Genomic DNA, 17,918 nt, shown 5'->3' with positions numbered 1-17,918 from the left:
CCTCCCCCGGCCCCCTCCCGACCAGATGCCCCGTACAGCTTCGGTGGCAGTGTGCGATCACCTCTTCTTAGAGTGGGGCAATGCGCACTGGTGAGCCCCTGCCCAGCGTGGGGGAGGTTCTCGCCGCCCTCGCGACCGGACTGTGGCACTGGAACACCGCCACAGGACTGGTCACGGTCGACGCGGAGGCGGCACGGCTGCTCGGGCTGCCCGCCGAACAGGCCACTCTCAGCCAGGCCCAGGTGCGCGCCCGGCTGCATCCCGTCGACTGGAACGAGATCAGCGGAGTGATCCAGCTCGCCGTCGCCGAGGGCACGCTCGGCGAGGTGCGGGTGCGGATCATGGACGAGCGGGGCCGGGTCGTCCGGGTGGGCCGCAGCCGCTTCCACGCCTCCTTCGACATGGAGAAGCGGTCCTACGAGGTCACCGGCTCCCTCCAGGAGGTCACCGAACCGGTGCCGGGCACCTCCGCGGGGCGTACGGCGGTCACCGGGGACTGGCGGCGCTCACGGGAGGCGTTCCTGCTGGACGCGGGCCGTGCGCTGGCCGAGGCGCGCTCGACGGCGGAGGTGCTGCGGGTCGCGGCCGGCCTGTCGATGCCGGGTTTCTCACCCGACGGGCTCGCGGTGTTCGGCGTCACGGGCGACCGCCTGACGATCATCGGCCATCACGGCCATGAGCCCGGCGACGAGGACCCGTTCACACACATGGCCCTGGACACGGACTACCCGGCCGCCGAGGTCGTCCGCACCGGCCGTGCCGTCTATCTCTCCTCGCCCGCGAGGTACAAGGACCGCTACCCGGTCACCTGGCCGCTCGCCGCGCACTTCAACCGCCAGTCCTGGGCGTTCCTGCCGCTGACCGTGGCCGGCCGCACGATGGGCGCCTGGATGGCGGCGTTCACCTATCCGGTCGCCTTCACCCCCGACGAGCGGTCCGTGCTGACGACGGTCGCCCGGATGCTCGCCCAGGCCCTGTCCCGCGCCGAGGCCACCGAGTCCGCGCGGGAGCTGACGGACGGTCTGCAGCGCTCGATGCTGCCCCAGCTGGGCCCCGAGATACCGGGCATGAGCGTCGCCGCCCGCTACGTCCCGACCGGCGGCGGACTCCAGGTCGGCGGCGACTGGTACGACATGATCCCGCTGCCGAGCGGCCGCTTCGCCCTGGTCATCGGCGACGTCCAGGGCCATGACGTGCGGGCGGCGGGCCTGATGGGCCAGCTCCGGATCGCCCTGCGCGCCTACGCCTCCGAGGGCCACCGCCCCGACGCCGTGCTCTCCCGCGCCTCCCGGTTCCTGCACGGGATGACGTTCGGCTCCCTCGGCTCCCTTGACGAGGACCCCTCCGAGCTGCGCTTCGCGACCTGCCTGTACGTCGAGGTCGACCCCACGACCGGGCTGCTGGACATCGCCCGCGCCGGCCACCCGGACCCGGCGATCCGGATGAGCGACGGCACGGTGCTGGCCCGCCCGACGGCCGGCGGCCTCCCCCTGGGCATCGACCCGGACGCCGACTACCCGACGACCCGGATCACCCTGGAGCCCGGCGAGACCATGCTGATCTGCACGGACGGCCTGATCGAGACCGGCGGCCACGACCTGGAGACCGGCTGGAAGCGCATCCGCACGATCCTCGAGGAGCACGACGGCGACCTGGAGTCCCTCGCCGACGGCCTCGTCCAGGCCGTCCACGGCCCGTCCTCCCACCACACCACCGGCCCGCTCGCCGACCGGCGCGAGGACGACATAGCGGTGCTGCTGCTGCGCCGCCAAGGGGACGGGTGCGGCTGCGGCGACACCCTCGTCGCCCCGCCGACGATCCGGCGCACCATGCTGTCGGTCGCGCAGGCCGAGCCGGAGCGCGTCGCGGTGGCCCGTCAGCAGCTGCGGGAGCTGCTGCACGACTGGGCCTGCGAGGACCAGGTCGACTCGGCGGTCCTGCTCCTGTCCGAGACGCTCACCAACGTCCTCGTCCACACCGACGCGGACGCCCTGCTCCTCGCCGAGGTGCGGGGCGAGCCGGGCGGCCGCCGACTGCGCGTCGAGGTCACGGACACCAGCGACGACCTGCCGCACCGGCGCAGCCCCGGAGAACTGGCGTCGTCCGGGCGGGGGTTGGTGCTGATCGAGCTGCTCGCCGAGGCGTGGGGCGTGGATCCGCGGGGCGAGGGCAAGAGCACGTGGTTCGAGCTCTACGAGGCCAAGGGCCCCGACGGCTCCGGGGGCGCGGACGGTGCCGGCGACGGGGACGGCTCGGGAGGTTCGGGAGGTTCCGGTGACCCGGGGGAGTCGGGCGACCCGGGGGAGTCCGGCGGCTCGGGGGGTTCCGAGCTTCCGTAGAGCTCCCGCAGTTCGTGGACGACGCCGGTGACGGCGGCGGTGAGCGGTACGGCGAGCAGCATGCCGAGGATGCCGGCCACGGAGGCCCCCGCGGTGATCGTCACCATGACGACGGCCGGGTGCATCTGCACGGTCCGGCTCTGGATCATGGGCGTCAGCACGTGCCCTTCCAGGATCTGCACGGCGAGCACGATGGCCAGCACCCACAGCGCGATGACGAACCCGCGGTCGGCGAGCGCGACCAGCACGGCGACGGCCCCCGAGATGAAGGCGCCGAGGTAGGGGATGTAGGCCCCGACGAAGACGAGCGCGCCGAGCCCGATGGCACCCGGCACGTCGAGCACGAACAGCCCGACGGTGATGCAGACGGCGTCGATGAAGGCGATGAAGGTGGTCCCCCGCATGAACCCCTCCACCGCCTGGAAGGCGCGCCGGGCCATGGCCTCCACGACGTCCCCGTTCTGCCCCGGAACGATGGCCCGCAGGGCTCCGGCGGCCCGGTCGGAGTCCCGGAGGAAGAAGAAGACGAGCAGCAGCGCGAGCACAGCGATGGCGATGGTCTCGCCGACGACGCTCACCCCGCTGATGACACCGGAGGCGGCCGTCCCCCCGAACTTGGTGAGCAGTTCCCTGGAGTTGGACGCGAGGTCGTCCAGCGAGGTCCCGGCGGCCCCGAAGTGGTCGGCGAGGTCCTGGCCCGCCTGCTTGAGCGAGTCGACGATCTGGTCGCCGGTCTCGACGATCGCGGCGACCACGATGTACACGGCCCCGCCGACGACGGCCACGACGGCGACGCAGGTGAGCCCGGCGGCGACGGACCGGTTCACCCTGGCCGTCACCAGCCGCCGGTGCAACGGCCCGAGCAGCGCCGCCCCGAGCAGCGCCAGCAGCACGGGCACGACCGCCGTACGGAACTCCACGGCCAGCCGGATCCCGACGTAGACGACCCCGGCGACCAGCAGCACGACGACACACCAGGCGGCGAGCCGCCGGACGGGGTCGGGGAGCAGCGGGGTGGGGGCCTGCACGCTTCCAGCGGATCATGCGCGCGGCGGGGTTGTCGTGTGCGGGCGGACCGGGTGGGTGATGGGCCCGTCGGTGGGTGACGGGTGACGAAAGGCCCGAAGCCGCACCACGAGGTGGCGGCTTCGGGCCTGGTCGCCGTATGACGGAGGGTCAGGCCTCGGAGGGCCCGCTCCCTGTCATTCCGTGCACGGCGGGGATCGTCCCCAGCCGGCCCTTCTGGAAGTCGTCGAAGGCCTGCTGGAGTTCTTCCCGCGTGTTCATCACGAAGGGGCCGTAGTGGGCCATCGGCTCGCGGATCGGCTGTCCGCCGAGGAGGACGACCTCCAGGTCCGGCGCGTTCGAGTCCTGCTTCTCGTCCGCGCGGACCGTCAGCGAGCCGCCGTCGCCGAAGACCGCGGTCTGGCCGAGCTGGATCGGACGGCGCTCGGCGCCCACCGCGCCCCGGCCGGCGAGGACGTACGCGAGGCCGTTGAAGTCCTCGCGCCACGGCAGCGTGATCTCCGCGCCCGGCGCGAGGGTCGCGTGGATCATCGTGATCGGCGTGTGCGTGATGCCGGGACCCTGGTGGCCGTCCAGCTCACCGGCGATGACCCGCAGCAGCGCGCCGCCGTCGGGGGTGGTGAGCAGCTGGACGTGGCCGCCGCGGATGTCCTGGTAGCGCGGCGCCATCATCTTGTCCTTGGCCGGGAGGTTCACCCACAGCTGCAGGCCGTGGAAGAGACCGCCGGACACGACCAGCGACTCCGGCGGCGCCTCGATGTGCAGAAGGCCGGAACCGGCCGTCATCCACTGGGTGTCGCCGTTGGTGATGGTGCCGCCACCGCCGTTGGAGTCCTGGTGGTCGAAGATCCCGTCGATGATGTAGGTGACGGTCTCGAAGCCGCGGTGCGGGTGCCAGGGGGTGCCCTTGGGCTCGCCCGGCGCGTAGTCCACCTCGCCCATCTGGTCCATCATGATGAACGGGTCCAGGTAGCGGTAGTTGATCCCGGCGAACGCACGGCGCACCGGGAAGCCCTCACCCTCGAAACCGCTCGGCGCGGTCGTGACGGCGAGCACGGGACGGGCCACGGCCTCCGCGGGCGCGGCGACACGGGGCAGCGTCAGCGGGTTCTCGACGGTCACTGCAGGCATGTCGGTACCTCCTTGTGCGGCCAGTTTAGTTGAGCATTGAACTTCCTGCCACCCCTAACGGAAATGGCACGGCAGCCATTCCCGGGCACGACCGAAGGCCGACACCCGGGGTGGGCGCCGGCCTTCGTCACGAGGATCCGGTGCTTCGATGGCGGCTCAGTGTGTCAGGAAGAGCCGGGGCGATGCGGTCAGACGACCAGTTCGTGCCGCTGCTCAGGAGTCTCAGCGGCGTCCTTCGGCCCTCGCCGGTCATCCCGCATCACCAGGGTCGCCAGCAGCGCCGCCGCCGCGACACCGATCGCGCTGACCGTGAAGGTGGTGGACATCGAGGCGGTGAAGGCCTCGCGGGCCGCCGCGACCAGACCGGCGTCACCGCCGGCGACCGCCCCGGCGATCGAGTGCCTGGCCTCGTCCGGCACACCCTCGGGCATCCGGTCCGCGAAGCCGCTCGACAGCAGCGAACCCAGGATCGCGATGCCGAGGGCCGTGCCGGCCTGCTGGATGGTGTCGTTCAGGGCGGAGCCGACGCCCGCCTTGTCCTCGGGGATGGTGCCCATCAGCGCGCCGACCGCGGCCGGCATCGCCAGGCCCGCGCCGAGGCCGAGGAGACCGAGCGCCACCGCCGGGACGGTGAAGCCGGAGTCCGCCGAGACCGTGGCCAGCAGGGCGAAGCAGGCCACCATCACCAGCATCCCCGCGAGGATCACCCACCGGTTGCCGTACTTCGCGGCGAGCTTGACGCCCACGCCGTTGCCGATCAGGGCCGTGATCGCCAGCGGCAGGAAGGCGAGGCCCGCCTTGATCGGCGAGTAGCCGAGCACGAACTGCAGGTGCTGGGTGAGGACCAGCAGCAGACCGCCGTTGCCGATCTGGACCAGGGCCAGGGAGAGCGAACCACCGCTGAAGTTGCGGTGCTTGAACAGGACCAGCGGGACCATCGGGGACTTGGTGACGTTCTCCCAGACCACGAAGCCGACCAGGGAGGCGAGCGCCACCACCAGGGTGATCGTGGAGCGGCCGCCCAGCGCGCCGTGCTGCGGGAGCTCGATGATCCACCAGACCAGGGCCGTCATCCCGACCGCCGACAGCACCGCGCCCAGCGGGTCGGCCTTCTGCCAGGGCGCCCTGGACTCCGGCATCAGCGTGAGACCGGCGACGACGGCGAGCGCCACGATCGGCACGTTGATGAGGAAGATCGACTGCCAGGAGAAGTGCTCGATCAGGACACCGCCCAGCACCGGGCTGCCGACCAGACCGAGCATGGACACCGAACTCCAGGCCGCCATCGCCTTGCCGCGCTCGTCCTCGTCGAAGACGGTGATGAGGATCGACAGGGTGGACGGCATGATCAGGGCCCCGCCGACACCCATCGCGACACGTACGGCGATCACCTCGCCGGGGTTCGTGCACCAGGTCGCGGCCAGTGAGGCCGCCCCGAAGAGCAGGAGCCCGATCAGCATCACCTTGCGGCGTCCGAACCGGTCGCCCAGGCTGCCGGAGGTGAGCAGCAGGCCGGCGAAGACCAGGATGTAGGAGTCCAGGATCCACTGGGTCTGCTGCGCGCTCGCCCCGATCTCCCCGGTCATCACCGGCACCGCGACGGTCAGCGCCATGCTGTCGACGACCAGCACCAGCGTGCTCAGGCAGAGCACGATCAGAATCCACCAGCGGCGTGGATCGCGGGTTCCCTTGACGTCCATGACGGCTTCCCCTCCCGGTTTGTGAACACCGTTCCTTCGGTGCGAACACTGTACGCACAGCGGAACAGTGTTCGCAACCCTCGATTCCTGTACGCTCGATGCGAACGTTGTACGCACGGACCCGAAGGAGCCCGATGGCCGCCAAGTCGACCAAGCAGAGCCCCATCCCCTCCGTCTGGGCCCGCCCCCAGCGCGAGCCCGACCAGCCCACGCTCAGCCGCGCCACGATCGTGCGCGAGGCGATCGCCATGCTGGACGCGGAGGGCGTGGAGGCGCTGAGCATGCGCAAGCTGGCCACCCGGCTCAACGCCGGCGCGGCCTCTCTCTACCGGCACGTGGCGACCAAGGACGAGCTGATGGAGCTCGCCGTCGACGAGGTCGCCGCCGAGATCCACGTACCGCCGGCGGACAGCCCCGACTGGCGCGCGGCCGTCAGCGAGGCGGCGCACTCCTTCCGTACGACGGCCCTACGGCACCCGTGGCTGTCCTCGGTCCTCGGCCAGGCGGGCCTCGCCTACCTCGGCCCCAACCTCATGTCGTACTCGGAGCGCCTGGCCGCCCTGTTCGCGGCCGCCGGGTTCCCGGACCCCAGCGGGGCGATCGACGCCGTCCTGTCGTACGTCATCGGGATGAGCACCACCGAGGGCGCCTGGCTGATCACGGTCGCCCGCTCCGGGGAGACCGAGGCCGACTTCATCGCACGGCTGCTGCCGGCGGCCCAGCAGGCCGTCGCCGACCACGAGCATCTGGCGCAGGGGTACGCGGGGGTGGAAACAGCCGCGGCCGACCCTGTGGCCCTGCGGGACGGCAAGTTCGCCGCGGCCCTGGAGATCGTCCTGGACGGACTGGCGCTGCGGCTGGAGAAGTAGCAGGTGCGGTGGCCGGTCTAGCCGTACATCCGCCGCATCGCGAACTCGACCATCTGCTCCACGGCCTTCGCGTCGAAGACCATGCGGTGCTCGCCCTCCATGTCCAGGACGAAGCCGTACCCGGTCGGCAGCAGGTCGATCACCTCGGCGCCGGTGATGACGAAGTACTTGGACTCCTTGCCCGCGTACCGCCGCAGCTCCTTGAGCGAGGTGAACATCGGGATCACCGGCTGCTGGGTGTTGTGCAGGGCGAGGAAACCCGGGTTGTCGCCGCGCGGGCAGTAGACCTTCGACGTCGCGAAGACCTGCTGGAAGTCCTCGGCGGACATCTGCCCGGTGGTGAAGGCGCGCACCGCGTCCGCGAGCGAGGGCGGGGACGGCTCGGGGTAGAGCGGTGGCTGCTGGCCGTAACCGCCGACGCCGCCGGACATGGGCTGCTGCGGCGGGACGTAGCCCTGCTGAGCGGCGCCGCCGTCCATGGGCTGGCCGTATCCATACATGGGCGCAAGCGTACCGAGAGCGGCCGGGAGAGCGGACGGGTACGGGGGTCCTGGCAAACCGACAGCGACTTGACAGCGCGTCGACAGCCCATGCGCTGGTTTCGCACAGCCGCCGCTCCTAGCGTCCTGGTGTATCGCGAGATGTGCCCGAAAGGGGCACCGCACCAGCAAGGGGACAGCCATGCACCGACACCACGACGACGAGGACCACGAGCACGACAGAGGCCTCTCCTACGACCTTCCCGTCCTCGCCCGCCGCCGCATGATCCGGCTGATGGCGGGGGCGAGCCTGGTCCCGCTGGTGGGCTGCGGCGCGGACGAGGACACCCCGGCGTCCGCCTCGTCGTCGTCCTCGGCCGCTTCCTCCAGCGGCTCCTCCGGCGGCTCCTCCTCGTCCGCCGAGTGCGCGACCATCCCGAACGAGACCGCCGGGCCCTACCCGGGCGACGGCTCGAACGGCGTGAACGTGCTGAAGGAGAGCGGTGTCGTGCGCAGCGACATCACCAAGAGCTTCGGCGACTCCGCGGGCGGCACCGCCGAGGGCGTGCCCCTCACCGTCACGCTGACGGTCGTGGACGCCGCCTCCGGCTGCGGGACCCCGAAGAAGGGCGCGGCCGTCTACCTCTGGCACTGCGACCGGGAGGGCCTGTACTCCCTGTACTCCGAGGGCGCCACCGACGAGAACTACCTGCGCGGCGTCCAGGAGACCGACGACAAGGGCCAGGTCACCTTCAAGAGCATCTTCCCGGCCTGCTACACGGGCCGCTGGCCGCACATCCACTTCGAGGTCTACGGAAGCCTGGACGACGCCACGGCGGCGACCTCGATCACGAACACCTCCCAGCTCGCCCTGCCGAAGGACGTCTGCGACACGGTGTACGCGACGGACGGCTACACCCAGAGCGTGACGAACCTCGCTCAGCTCTCCCTGGAGACGGACAACATCTTCAGCGACAGTTACGACCAGCAGCTGGCGACCCTGGAGGGGAGTGTCGAGAAGGGATACACCGCCACACTGACGGTTCCGGTGTGACCTGTCACAGATGACCGGATCGGGGTTGCGTCTTATTACTCGCGGGTAGCATCATCGTAGCTACTTGTTGGTACGTGAACTAGCGCGAGGATCCAAGTGCCTCGCCGATCCCTTAACGGAGTCGTCACCATGGGGCACTACAAGTCGAATCTCCGCGACATCGAGTTCAACCTGTTCGAAGTACTCGGCCGCGACAAGCTGTACGGCACGGGTCCCTTCGAGGAGATGGACGTCGAGACCGCGAAGAGCATCCTCGAGGAGCTCACCCGGCTCGCGGAGAACGAGCTGGCCGAGTCCTTCGCGGACGCCGACCGCAACCCGCCGGTCTTCGACCCGGAGACCAACACCGCGCCGGTCCCCGCGTCCTTCAAGAAGAGCTACAAGGCCTTCATGGACTCCGAGTACTGGCGGCTCGGTCTCCCCGAGGGGATCGGCGGCACGACGGCTCCGCCGTCCCTGATCTGGTCGTACGCGGAGCTGATCCTCGGCTCGAACCCGGCCGTGTGGATGTACTCCTCCGGCCCGGCGTTCGCCGGCATCCTCTACGACGAGGGCAACGACGTCCAGAAGAAGATCGCCCAGATCGCGGTCGAGAAGACCTGGGGCTCGACGATGGTGCTGACCGAGCCGGACGCCGGTTCGGACGTGGGCGCCGGTCGCACCAAGGCGATCCAGCAGGAGGACGGCTCCTGGCACATCGAGGGCGTGAAGCGCTTCATCACCTCCGGTGAGCACGACATGGAGGAGAACATCCTTCACTACGTGCTCGCCCGTCCCGAGGGTGCCGGCCCCGGCACCAAGGGCCTGTCCCTCTTCCTCGTCCCGAAGTACCTCTTCGACTTCGAGACCGGCGAGCTGGGCGAGCGCAACGGCGTCTACGCCACGAACGTCGAGCACAAGATGGGCCTGAAGGCCTCCAACACCTGCGAGATGACCTTCGGCGACCAGCACCCCGCCAAGGGCTGGCTGATCGGCGACAAGCACGACGGCATCCGGCAGATGTTCCGCATCATCGAGTTCGCCCGCATGATGGTCGGCACGAAGGCGATCTCCACGCTGTCGACGGGCTACCTGAACGCGCTGGAGTACGCCAAGGAGCGCGTCCAGGGCCAGGACCTGGCGAACTTCATGGACAAGAGCGCGCCCAAGGTCACCATCACCCACCACCCCGACGTGCGCCGCTCGCTCATGACGCAGAAGGCGTACGCGGAGGGCATGCGCGCGCTGGTGCTGTACACCGCCTCCATCCAGGACGCGATCGCCGTCAAGGAGGCCGCGGGCGAGGACGCCAAGGCCGAGCACGCGCTGAACGACCTGCTCCTGCCGATCGTCAAGGGCTACGGCTCCGAGAAGGGCTACGAGCAGCTCGCCCAGTCGCTGCAGACCTTCGGCGGCTCCGGCTTCCTGCAGGAGTACCCGATCGAGCAGTACATCCGCGACGCCAAGATCGACACCCTCTACGAGGGCACCACGGCGATCCAGGGCCAGGACTACTTCTTCCGGAAGATCGTCCGCAACCAGGGTGCCGCGCTGAACTCGCTCGCCGAGGACATCAAGAAGTTCCTGGCGCTCGGTGAGGGCGGCGAGGAGCTGGCCGGCGCCCGCGAGTACCTCGCGAAGGCCGCCGTCGAGCTGGAGGCGATCGTCGGTCTGATGCTGACCGACCTCGCGGCCACCGAGCAGGACGTCAAGAACATCTACAAGGTCGGCCTCAACACCACCCGCCTGCTGCTGGCCTCCGGTGACGTCGTCGTCGGCTACCTGCTGCTCAAGGGTGCCGCGGTCGCGGCCGAGAAGCTCCAGACGGCGTCCGCCAAGGACAAGGCCTTCTACACCGGCAAGATCGCGGCGGCGAAGTTCTTCGCGGCCAACGTCCTGCCCGGCGTCACCGGCGCGCGCAAGCTCGCCGAGGGTGTCGACCTGGACCTGATGGAGCTGGACGAGGCGGCCTTCTAAGCACGCGATCCGGCCAATCCTTCCGGTCACTCACGGACAATCCACATCGCCCTCACGAGGGCCCGCTCCCCTTCACCGGGAGCGGGCCCTCGTACGTCGTTAAGGTGAACCCCATGAGCGAACCCCCCCGCTTCGACCGCGGCCACACCGACGACCTCATGTCCTTCCTGGCGGCGAGCCCGTCGCCGTACCACGCCGTGGCGAACACCGCCGAGCGGCTGGAGAAGGCCGGATTCAGGCAGGTCGCCGAGACGGACGCCTGGGACGGGACGAGCGGCGGCAAGTACGTGCTGCGCGGTGGCGCGATCGTGGCCTGGTACGTCCCCGAGGGTGCGGCGCCCCACACGCCGTTCCGGATCGTGGGCGCGCACACGGACTCGCCCAACCTGCGCGTCAAGCCGCTGCCCGACAGCGGGGCGCACGGCTGGCGGCAGGTCGCCGTGGAGATCTACGGCGGACCGCTGCTCAACTCCTGGCTCGACCGCGACCTGGGCCTGGCGGGCCGGCTGACCCTGCGGGACGGCTCGTCGCGGCTGGTGAACGTGGACCGCCCGCTGCTGCGCGTCCCCCAGCTCGCCATCCACCTGGACCGCTCGGTGTCGGCGGAGGGGCTCAAGCTCGACAAGCAGCGGCACCTGCAGCCCATCTGGGGCCTCGGCAACGACGTGCGCGACGGCGACCTCATCGCCTTCCTGGAGGAGACGGCCGGGCTCGCCGCGGGCGAGGTCGCCGGCTGGGACCTGATGGTCCACTCCGTGGAGCCGCCGGCCTACCTGGGCCGGGACAAGGAGCTGGTCGCGGGGCCACGCATGGACAACCTGCTCTCGGTGCACTCGGGCGTGGCCGCGCTGACCGCGGCGGCGACCTCGGGTGCGGCCCTGCCCTCCATCCCCGTGCTGGCCGCCTTCGACCACGAGGAGAACGGCTCGCAGAGCGACACCGGTGCCGACGGGCCGCTGCTGGGCGGCGTCCTGGAGCGTTCGGTGTTCGCGCGCGGAGGATCGTACGAGGACAAGGCACGTGCCTTCGCGGGCACCGTCTGTCTCTCCTCCGACACGGGCCACGCGGTCCACCCCAACTACGCGGAGCGCCACGACCCGACGCACCACCCGCGCGTCAACGGCGGGCCGATCCTCAAGGTCAACGTCAACAACCGCTACGCGACCGACGGTTCGGGCCGCGCGGTGTGGGCGGCCGCCTGCGAGAGGGCGGACGTCCCCTTTCAGTCCTTCGTCTCCAACAACGCCATGCCCTGCGGGACCACCATCGGCCCGATCACCGCGGCCCGGCACGGCATCAAGACCGTCGACATCGGCGTGGCGATCCTGTCGATGCACAGCGCGCGGGAGTTGTGCGGCGCGGACGACCCGTGGCTGCTGGCCAACTCGCTGGTGGCGTTCCTGGAGGGGTAGTTCCGAGGGGACCGGGTACCCGCCCCCGACCGGAACCACCGGAACCACCGGACCGGACAGGGAGGCGACAACTCATGGGCCTCGGCGGGTGCATCATCCTCATCGCCGCGGGAGCCATCCTCACCTTCGCGACCGACTGGGAGATGGACGGGGTCAATCTCGACCTGGTCGGGATCATCCTGATGATCGTGGGGCTCATCGGCACCACCACGTTCAGCAGCATCGCCAGGCGCCGGCGCGTGGTCGTGCCACCCGCGACGCCGGTCGTCGACGACGAGGGGCACCATCACAGGCGGGACGGGTACAGCGACGGGTACGGCACCTGAGAACGCGCCGGTGCGCTGGGCCGGGATCGGCCCGTCGGCCTACAGACGGCGTTTCGGATCGCGCGGCGGGGAACCCCTCGTGTCATGAGATTCCTCGTACGCGACCGGCTCCTCGGCTTCGGTGACGACTACTGGATCGAGGACGACCGGGGCAACAGGGTGTTCCTCGTCGACGGCAAGGCGATGCGCCTGCGGGACACCTTCGAGCTGAAGGACACCCAGGGACGCGTTCTCATCGACATCCGCCAGAAGATGCTCGCCCTGCGCGACACGATGGTGATCGAGCGGGACGGCGCACCGCTCGCGAAGATCCGCCGCAAACGGCTGTCCCTGCTGCGCAACCACTACCGGGTGTCCCTGGCGGACGGCAGCACGGAACTCGACGTCAGCGGCAAGATCCTCGACCGGGAGTTCGCCGTCGAGTACGACGGTGAGCTCCTGGCCGTGGTCTCCCGCCGGTGGCTGCACGTCCGGGAGACGTACGGCGTGGACGTCGTACGGGACGACGCGGATCCGGCGCTGCTGATCGCGGTGGCGGTGTGTGTGATCCACCTCGCGGAGAAGGAGCGCGGGGAGGACTGAAAGGAGCGCGGGGAGGGCTGAGGGGATCCCCCTCGGAGGGCGGCCTCTCGGAAGGTGGCCCGCCGTCAGCGGCGCGGGGCCGGCAGCCCCAGCATCCGGTCCTTCAGCGCCGGGAACTGCTCCCTGGTCGTCGCCACCTTCGCCGGGTCGAACTCCACCGTGAGGACCTGCTCCCCCGCACCGGCCTCCGCCAGCACCTCGCCCCACGGATCGACCACGATCGAGTGACCGGCCTGCGGAACTCCCGCGTGCGTCCCGGCCGTTCCACAGGCGAGCACGAACGCCTGGTTCTCCACCGCCCGCGCCTGAGCCAGCAGCGTCCAGTGCGCCCGGCGGCGCTCCGGCCAGCCCGCCGGAAGGACCAGGGTCTCGGCGCCGGCGTCGACGAGGCCGCGGAAGAGTTCGGGGAAACGGAGGTCGTAACAGGTGGCCACGCCCAGAGTGGTCTCGGGCAGCCGGACCGTCACCAGTTCCTCGCCCGCCCCCATCAGCACGGCCTCGCCCTTGTCGAAGCCGAACCGATGGATCTTGCGGTACGCGGCGACCAGATCACCGGACGGGGAGAAGACGAGCGAGGTGTTGTAGAGCGGCCCGTCGGGGTCCCGCTCGGGGATCGAGCCGGCGTGCAGCCACACGCCCGCGTCGCTCGCTGCCTTCGCCATCGCCTCGTACGTGGGCCCTTCGAGCGGCTCGGCCTCGCTGGAGAACCCCTCGTAGGCGAACGCCCCGGTGGTCCACAGCTCGGGCAGGACGACAAGATCGGCCGCCCCGGCCTGTTCCCGCACGAGCGAGGCAACTCTCAGCCGACGCGAATCAATCGATTCGCCCTCATTTACGTCGATCTGGAGCAGAGAGGCGCGCACACTACCACCGTCCTGGCATTCGAGCGGTCCACACGGGCTTCCACACGGGCCTACGATCGTCACACGAAAGCACTGCCGGGGTGCCTCACAGCAGCGTAACTTAGCGTTCCAAGACACCCGCCGACAGCTGCCGCCTCCCACTGGCAACGCCGCCACCACCTGCCCGCGTATTGACGTACCAACCGCCGAGGGGTCCCGTTCCGTGAGTCTGCATCCCACCCTCCAGCCCTACGCCGACGCCTGGACCCACTCGATCGAAGCGATATCCGAACTGGTGACGCCCCTTGTGGAGGGCGAGTGGAACCGGCGGACGCCGTGCCCCGGCTGGTCGGTGCGGGACGTGGTCTCCCATGTCATCGGCCTCGACTGCGAGATGCTCGGCGACCCGCGCCCCATCCACACGCTCCCGCGCGACCTGTTCCACGTCACCAACGACCAGCAGCGCTACACGGAGATGCAGGTCGACGTCCGCCGCCACCACACGGCGCCGGAGATGACGTCCGAGCTGGAGTACACGGTCATCCGCCGCAACCGCCAGCTGCGGAACGAGTCCCGCGACCCCGGCACGAAGGTGCGCGGCCCGCTCGGCGCCGAACTCACTCTCGAAGAGTCGATGCGAGGCCATGCCTTCGACGTCTGGGTGCACGAACAGGACCTGCGCGCCGCCCTCGGCCGCCCCGGCAACCTCGACTCCCCCGGCGCCCACGTCGCCCGCGACGTCCTGCTCGGCAAGCTGCCCGAGATCGTCGCCACCAAGGCCGACGCCCCGCGCAGTTCGGCCATCGTCCTCGACGTCCACGGCCCGATCGAGTTCCTCCGCACGATCCGCATCGACATCCAGGGCCGCGGCACCCTCGAAACGGCCCCCGCCCTCGGCCCCGCCGCCACCCTCACCCTCGACTGGGAAACCTACGTCCGCCTCGCCTGCGGCCGCGTCACACCGGAAGCGGTCGCGGACCGGGTGAAGGCGGAGGGCGACCCGGGCCTGACGACAGCGATCCTGCGCAACTTCACGGTGACGCCGTAGGCGCCGCAGGGGCACGGACGGTCAACGCAGCATCGGACGGCATATCTCAGTCGCCCGGCGTTTCGAGGCCGGTCCCGGCCTTTCAGCCCGTCCGGCGTTTGAGGACGAGGCCCTTCGGGCCGAAGCGGGGGTCTGGGGGCGGCAGCCCCCAGGGACGGGACGGGTAGGGGCGGCGGGGGCGAGAAATCGTCTGTCCCCCACCCCCGGCCCATGGCTACCGTCCCGCCATGACCAACATCGACACCACCACCGGCCACCCCCCACGCCTGACCCGCCTCACCTTCCACAGCCCACTGTCCGAGACCCGGGCGAACACCCTCGTCCACCGCCTCACCCGCACGAACCCCACCACGGTCCTCGACATCGGCTCCGGCTGGGGCGAGTTGATGCTCCGCATCCTGACCGCCGCCCCGGAGGCAAAAGGCATCGGCCTCGACATCAGCCCCCAGGACCTCGCCCGCGGCCGCCGCAACGCCGAGGCCAGAGGACTGACGCACAGGGCCGAATTCGTCGAGGAGTCCACCATCGGCACCTCCCGCGGCCCCGCCGACCTGGTCCTGTGCATAGGAGCGAGCCAGGCCCTGAGCACGGCCCCACCCCCGGACCACACCACCGAGGCCCTGCGCGAACTACGCCGCCTGGTCACCGACAACGGCCGTGTCCTGCTCGGCGAGGGCTTCTGGCAGCGCCCCCCGACCCCCGCCGAACTCTCCGGCATGTGGCCGGGAGCCGCCGCCACGGACCACTTCGACCTCGCCACCCTGCTCGACCTCGCGGTCGCCGCCGGCTTCCGCCCGGAGTGGACCGAGACGGCAAGCCTCGACGAGTGGGAGGAGTTCGAGTCGGCGTACCAGGCGGACACCGAGATATGGCTGGCCCAGCACCCCGACCACCCGCTCGCGGCCGAGACACGCGAGCGCCTCGACCGCCATCGCGCCCAGTGGATGAGCTACCGCGGCGTACTGGGACTCGCGTTCCTCACACTCGTCCCGGCCCGGTGAACCGTACGAACCGTACGAACCGCACACCGACTCACGCGGGAACGTGCACCGTCTCCACCCGGCTGGCAACCAGCCGTTCCCGCTCCCTGCGCGCCGCCCGCTTCCGCAGCCGCAGGATCTGACCGACCCCCAGCGCCTGCAGAACGAACACCACCGAGAAGGCGACGGCGTAGTCGCCGCCCGTCGCGTCCAGCAGCACACCGATCGCGAACAACGTCGTCATCGAGGCGACGAAACCGCCCATGTTGGTGATCCCGGACGCCGTCCCCTGCCGCTCCGGCGGATTCGCCGGCCGGGCGAAGTCGAACCCGATCATCGAGGCCGGCCCGCACGCCCCGAGCACCGTGCACAGCACGATCAGCAGCCACATCGGCGCCGTCTCACCGGGCCAGGCCAGTGTCGTCCCCCACAGCACCGCCGTCGCCCCGACGGTCCCGAGCGCCAGCGGCAGCCGGGCCTCGTGGTGCCGGGCGACGACCTGGCCGTAGACCAGACCCACCGCCATGTTCGACAGGACGACGAGGGTGAGCAGTTCACCGGCCGTCGCCCGGGACAGCCCCTGCGCCTCCACCAGGAACGGCAGCCCCCACAGCAGCAGGAACACCATCGCCGGGAACTGCGTCGTGAAGTGCACCCAAAGCCCCAGCCGGGTGCCCGGCTCCCGCCAGGACGCGGCGATCTGGCGTCGTACGTAGGCCACGCCCAGGTGCGGCAGCGGCTCCGGCTCGTGCCCCTCGGGGTGGTCCTTGAGGAACAGCAGCATCAGCACGAGTACGACGACACCGGCCCCCGCGCTGCCCGCGAACGCCGCCGTCCAGCCCACCCCGTGCAGCAGCCGCGCCAGCACCAGCGTGGAGACGAGGTTGCCCGCCATGCCGGCCAGTCCCGCGAGCTGCGCGATCAGCGGACCGCGCCGGGCCGGGAACCACCGGGTGCCGAGCCGCAGCACGCTGATGAACGTCATCGCGTCGCCGCAGCCGAGCAGCGCGCGCGAGGCGAGGGCCGTGCCGTACGTCGGCGAGAGGGCGAAGCCCAGCTGGCCCGCCGTGAACAGCACCACGCCCAGGGTCAGCACCTTCTTGGTGCCGAGCCGGTCGACCAGCAGGCCGACGGGTATCTGCATGCCCGCGTACACGAGCAGCTGGAGGATCGAGAACGTCGACAGGGCCGAGGCGTTCACGTCGAAGCGGTCCGCGGCATCGAGACCGGCGACACCCAGGGACGTACGGAAGATGACGGCGACGAAGTAGACCGAGACGCCTATGCCCCAGACGGCGACGGCACGGCGGCCGCCCGGAGGATCGCCGGGGAGTGCGGCGGGCTTCAACGCTCCTCACCCCGCGCGAGGTGCGAGAACCAGTCGATGTGCCGGTGGACCAGCCCGACGGCCGCCTCGGCGTCCCCGGAGCGCAGCGCCTGAAGGATCTCCTCGTGCTCGAGAAGGGTCTTGGCGATCCGGTCGGGGTGGGAGTGCAGGACGGCCACGCCCATGCGCAGTTGCCGGTCGCGCAGTTGGTCGTAGAGCCGCGAGAGGATCTCGTTGCCGCCGCTGCGGACGATCTCGGCGTGGAAGCACCGGTCGGTGACGGCGGCTCCGGCGAGGTCACCGGCGGCGGCCTGCGCCTTCTGCTGGGCGAGCAGCTCCTCGAGCCGGGCGATGAGGCCGGGCGGGGCGGGGACGGCCTTGCGCGCCGCGTGCTCCTCGACCAGGAGCCGCGTCTCCACGACGTCCTTGATCTCCTGCGCGGAGACCGGCAGGACCAGCGCGCCCTTCTTCGGGTAGAGCTTGATCAGCCCCTCGACCTCCAGCCGCAGCAGCGCTTCGCGCACCGGCGTGCGCGAGACCCCGACGGCCTCGGCGAGCTCGCCCTCGGTGAGCAGCGTCCCGCCCTCGTAACGGCGCTCCAGGACGCCCTGCTTGACGTGGTTGTAGACGCGGTCGGCGGCGGGGGGCTGCTTCAGGGGGGCGGGCGGGGCGGTAGGCATGCACACAGCATAGATACAACACGTACGCATCGGGGTTCCGGTCCATCATGCGGACGCGCGCCCCCGCCCGCCCCACCTGCCAATCGGCTGTCAAATGCCCCCTGAGGACAACCCGCCTCACCGGACGCACAACCATCTGTGCTACTTACGTGTCACACATGTGCGGC

15 protein-coding genes and 1 pseudogene are annotated in these 17,918 nt (G+C 70.5%); 9 read left to right on the top strand and 7 right to left on the bottom strand.

The annotated features are described in order from the left end of the window. Positions 1 to 80 precede the first annotated feature (80 nt). Positions 81 to 2,339 (top strand): ATP-binding SpoIIE family protein phosphatase, encoded by a 2,259-nt coding sequence (locus tag EJ357_RS23715; RefSeq protein WP_175647489.1) that lies wholly within the window; start codon positions 81 to 83, stop codon positions 2,337 to 2,339. On the opposite strand, the pseudogene EJ357_RS23710 reads toward EJ357_RS23715, so the two are convergent. The 3 genes and pseudogenes from EJ357_RS23710 to EJ357_RS23700 form a co-directional block, all read right to left on the bottom strand. After that, a pseudogene (locus tag EJ357_RS23710) lies at positions 2,285 to 3,367 on the bottom strand (AI-2E family transporter); the annotation flags it as partial. The gene EJ357_RS23715 and the pseudogene EJ357_RS23710 sit on opposite strands and share 55 nt — an antisense overlap. Positions 3,368 to 3,515: 148 nt before the next feature. Further along, complete coding sequence (locus EJ357_RS23705; protein WP_126393573.1) at positions 3,516 to 4,496, bottom strand: pirin family protein; 981 nt, start codon at positions 4,494 to 4,496, stop codon at positions 3,516 to 3,518. A gap of 188 nt (positions 4,497 to 4,684) precedes the next feature. Continuing rightward, entirely contained in the window at positions 4,685 to 6,196 is a 1,512-nt protein-coding gene (locus tag EJ357_RS23700) for an MFS transporter (protein ID WP_126393572.1), read from the bottom strand. A 134-nt stretch (positions 6,197 to 6,330) separates the two neighbouring features. Between EJ357_RS23700 and EJ357_RS23695 the strand changes: the two genes are divergently transcribed. Then, the gene (locus tag EJ357_RS23695; protein ID WP_126393571.1) at positions 6,331 to 7,065 is read left to right on the top strand and encodes a TetR/AcrR family transcriptional regulator; all 735 of its coding nucleotides are present in this window, start codon (positions 6,331 to 6,333) and stop codon (positions 7,063 to 7,065) included. 17 nt (positions 7,066 to 7,082) lie between these two features. Here the strand turns inward: EJ357_RS23695 and EJ357_RS23690 are convergent, their stop codons facing one another. Beyond that, positions 7,083 to 7,565 (bottom strand): SseB family protein, encoded by a 483-nt coding sequence (locus tag EJ357_RS23690; protein ID WP_126393570.1) that lies wholly within the window; start codon positions 7,563 to 7,565, stop codon positions 7,083 to 7,085. A 181-nt stretch (positions 7,566 to 7,746) separates the two neighbouring features. Between EJ357_RS23690 and EJ357_RS23685 the strand changes: the two genes are divergently transcribed. The 5 genes from EJ357_RS23685 (at position 7,747) to EJ357_RS23665 (ending at position 12,874) form a co-directional block, all read left to right on the top strand. Next, entirely contained in the window at positions 7,747 to 8,598 is an 852-nt protein-coding gene (locus EJ357_RS23685) for an intradiol ring-cleavage dioxygenase (protein WP_126393569.1), read from the top strand. A gap of 129 nt (positions 8,599 to 8,727) precedes the next feature. Beyond that, positions 8,728 to 10,554 (top strand): acyl-CoA dehydrogenase, encoded by a 1,827-nt coding sequence (locus EJ357_RS23680; RefSeq protein WP_126393568.1) that lies wholly within the window; start codon positions 8,728 to 8,730, stop codon positions 10,552 to 10,554. Between the two features lie 113 nt (positions 10,555 to 10,667). Continuing rightward, a complete protein-coding gene (locus EJ357_RS23675) occupies positions 10,668 to 11,966 on the top strand; it encodes a M18 family aminopeptidase (RefSeq protein ID WP_126393567.1) in 1,299 nt (432 codons plus the stop codon). Between the two features lie 74 nt (positions 11,967 to 12,040). Further along, positions 12,041 to 12,292 carry a DUF6458 family protein gene (locus EJ357_RS23670; protein WP_126393566.1) on the top strand — a complete coding sequence of 84 codons (252 nt, stop codon included), beginning with the start codon at positions 12,041 to 12,043 and terminating at the stop codon, positions 12,290 to 12,292. Between the two features lie 84 nt (positions 12,293 to 12,376). Beyond that, on the top strand, positions 12,377 to 12,874 hold the full coding sequence (locus EJ357_RS23665) for an LURP-one-related/scramblase family protein (protein WP_126393565.1): 498 nt from the start codon (positions 12,377 to 12,379) through the stop codon (positions 12,872 to 12,874). A gap of 65 nt (positions 12,875 to 12,939) precedes the next feature. On the opposite strand, the gene EJ357_RS23660 is transcribed toward EJ357_RS23665, so the two are convergent. Continuing rightward, positions 12,940 to 13,737 carry a carbon-nitrogen family hydrolase gene (locus tag EJ357_RS23660; RefSeq protein ID WP_126393564.1) on the bottom strand — a complete coding sequence of 266 codons (798 nt, stop codon included), beginning with the start codon at positions 13,735 to 13,737 and terminating at the stop codon, positions 12,940 to 12,942. Between the two features lie 202 nt (positions 13,738 to 13,939). On the opposite strand from EJ357_RS23660, the gene EJ357_RS23655 reads away from it, so the two are divergent. Together EJ357_RS23655 and EJ357_RS23645 are read left to right on the top strand one after the other, a co-directional pair. Continuing rightward, positions 13,940 to 14,764, top strand: coding sequence for a maleylpyruvate isomerase family mycothiol-dependent enzyme (locus EJ357_RS23655; protein WP_126393563.1), 825 nt, complete (start codon positions 13,940 to 13,942; stop codon positions 14,762 to 14,764). Positions 14,765 to 14,991: 227 nt separating this feature from the next. Continuing rightward, complete coding sequence (locus EJ357_RS23645; protein WP_126393561.1) at positions 14,992 to 15,765, top strand: SAM-dependent methyltransferase; 774 nt, start codon at positions 14,992 to 14,994, stop codon at positions 15,763 to 15,765. Positions 15,766 to 15,796: 31 nt separating this feature from the next. Here EJ357_RS23645 and EJ357_RS23640 read toward each other — a convergent pair whose 3' ends face one another. Next, on the bottom strand, positions 15,797 to 17,092 hold the full coding sequence (locus EJ357_RS23640) for an MFS transporter (protein ID WP_126393560.1): 1,296 nt from the start codon (positions 17,090 to 17,092) through the stop codon (positions 15,797 to 15,799). Next, positions 17,089 to 17,751, bottom strand: coding sequence for a GntR family transcriptional regulator (locus EJ357_RS23635; RefSeq protein ID WP_126393559.1), 663 nt, complete (start codon positions 17,749 to 17,751; stop codon positions 17,089 to 17,091). Before EJ357_RS23635 ends, EJ357_RS23640 begins: the two co-directional genes overlap by 4 nt. Between the last annotated feature and the right edge of the window lie 167 nt (positions 17,752 to 17,918).

This window comes from Streptomyces cyaneochromogenes, from assembly GCF_003963535.1.
Lineage (GTDB): Bacteria > Actinomycetota > Actinomycetes > Streptomycetales > Streptomycetaceae > Streptomyces > Streptomyces shaanxiensis.
The sequence above is the reverse complement of the archived record's forward strand: the minus strand, read 5'-3'. Positions and strand labels throughout refer to the sequence as shown.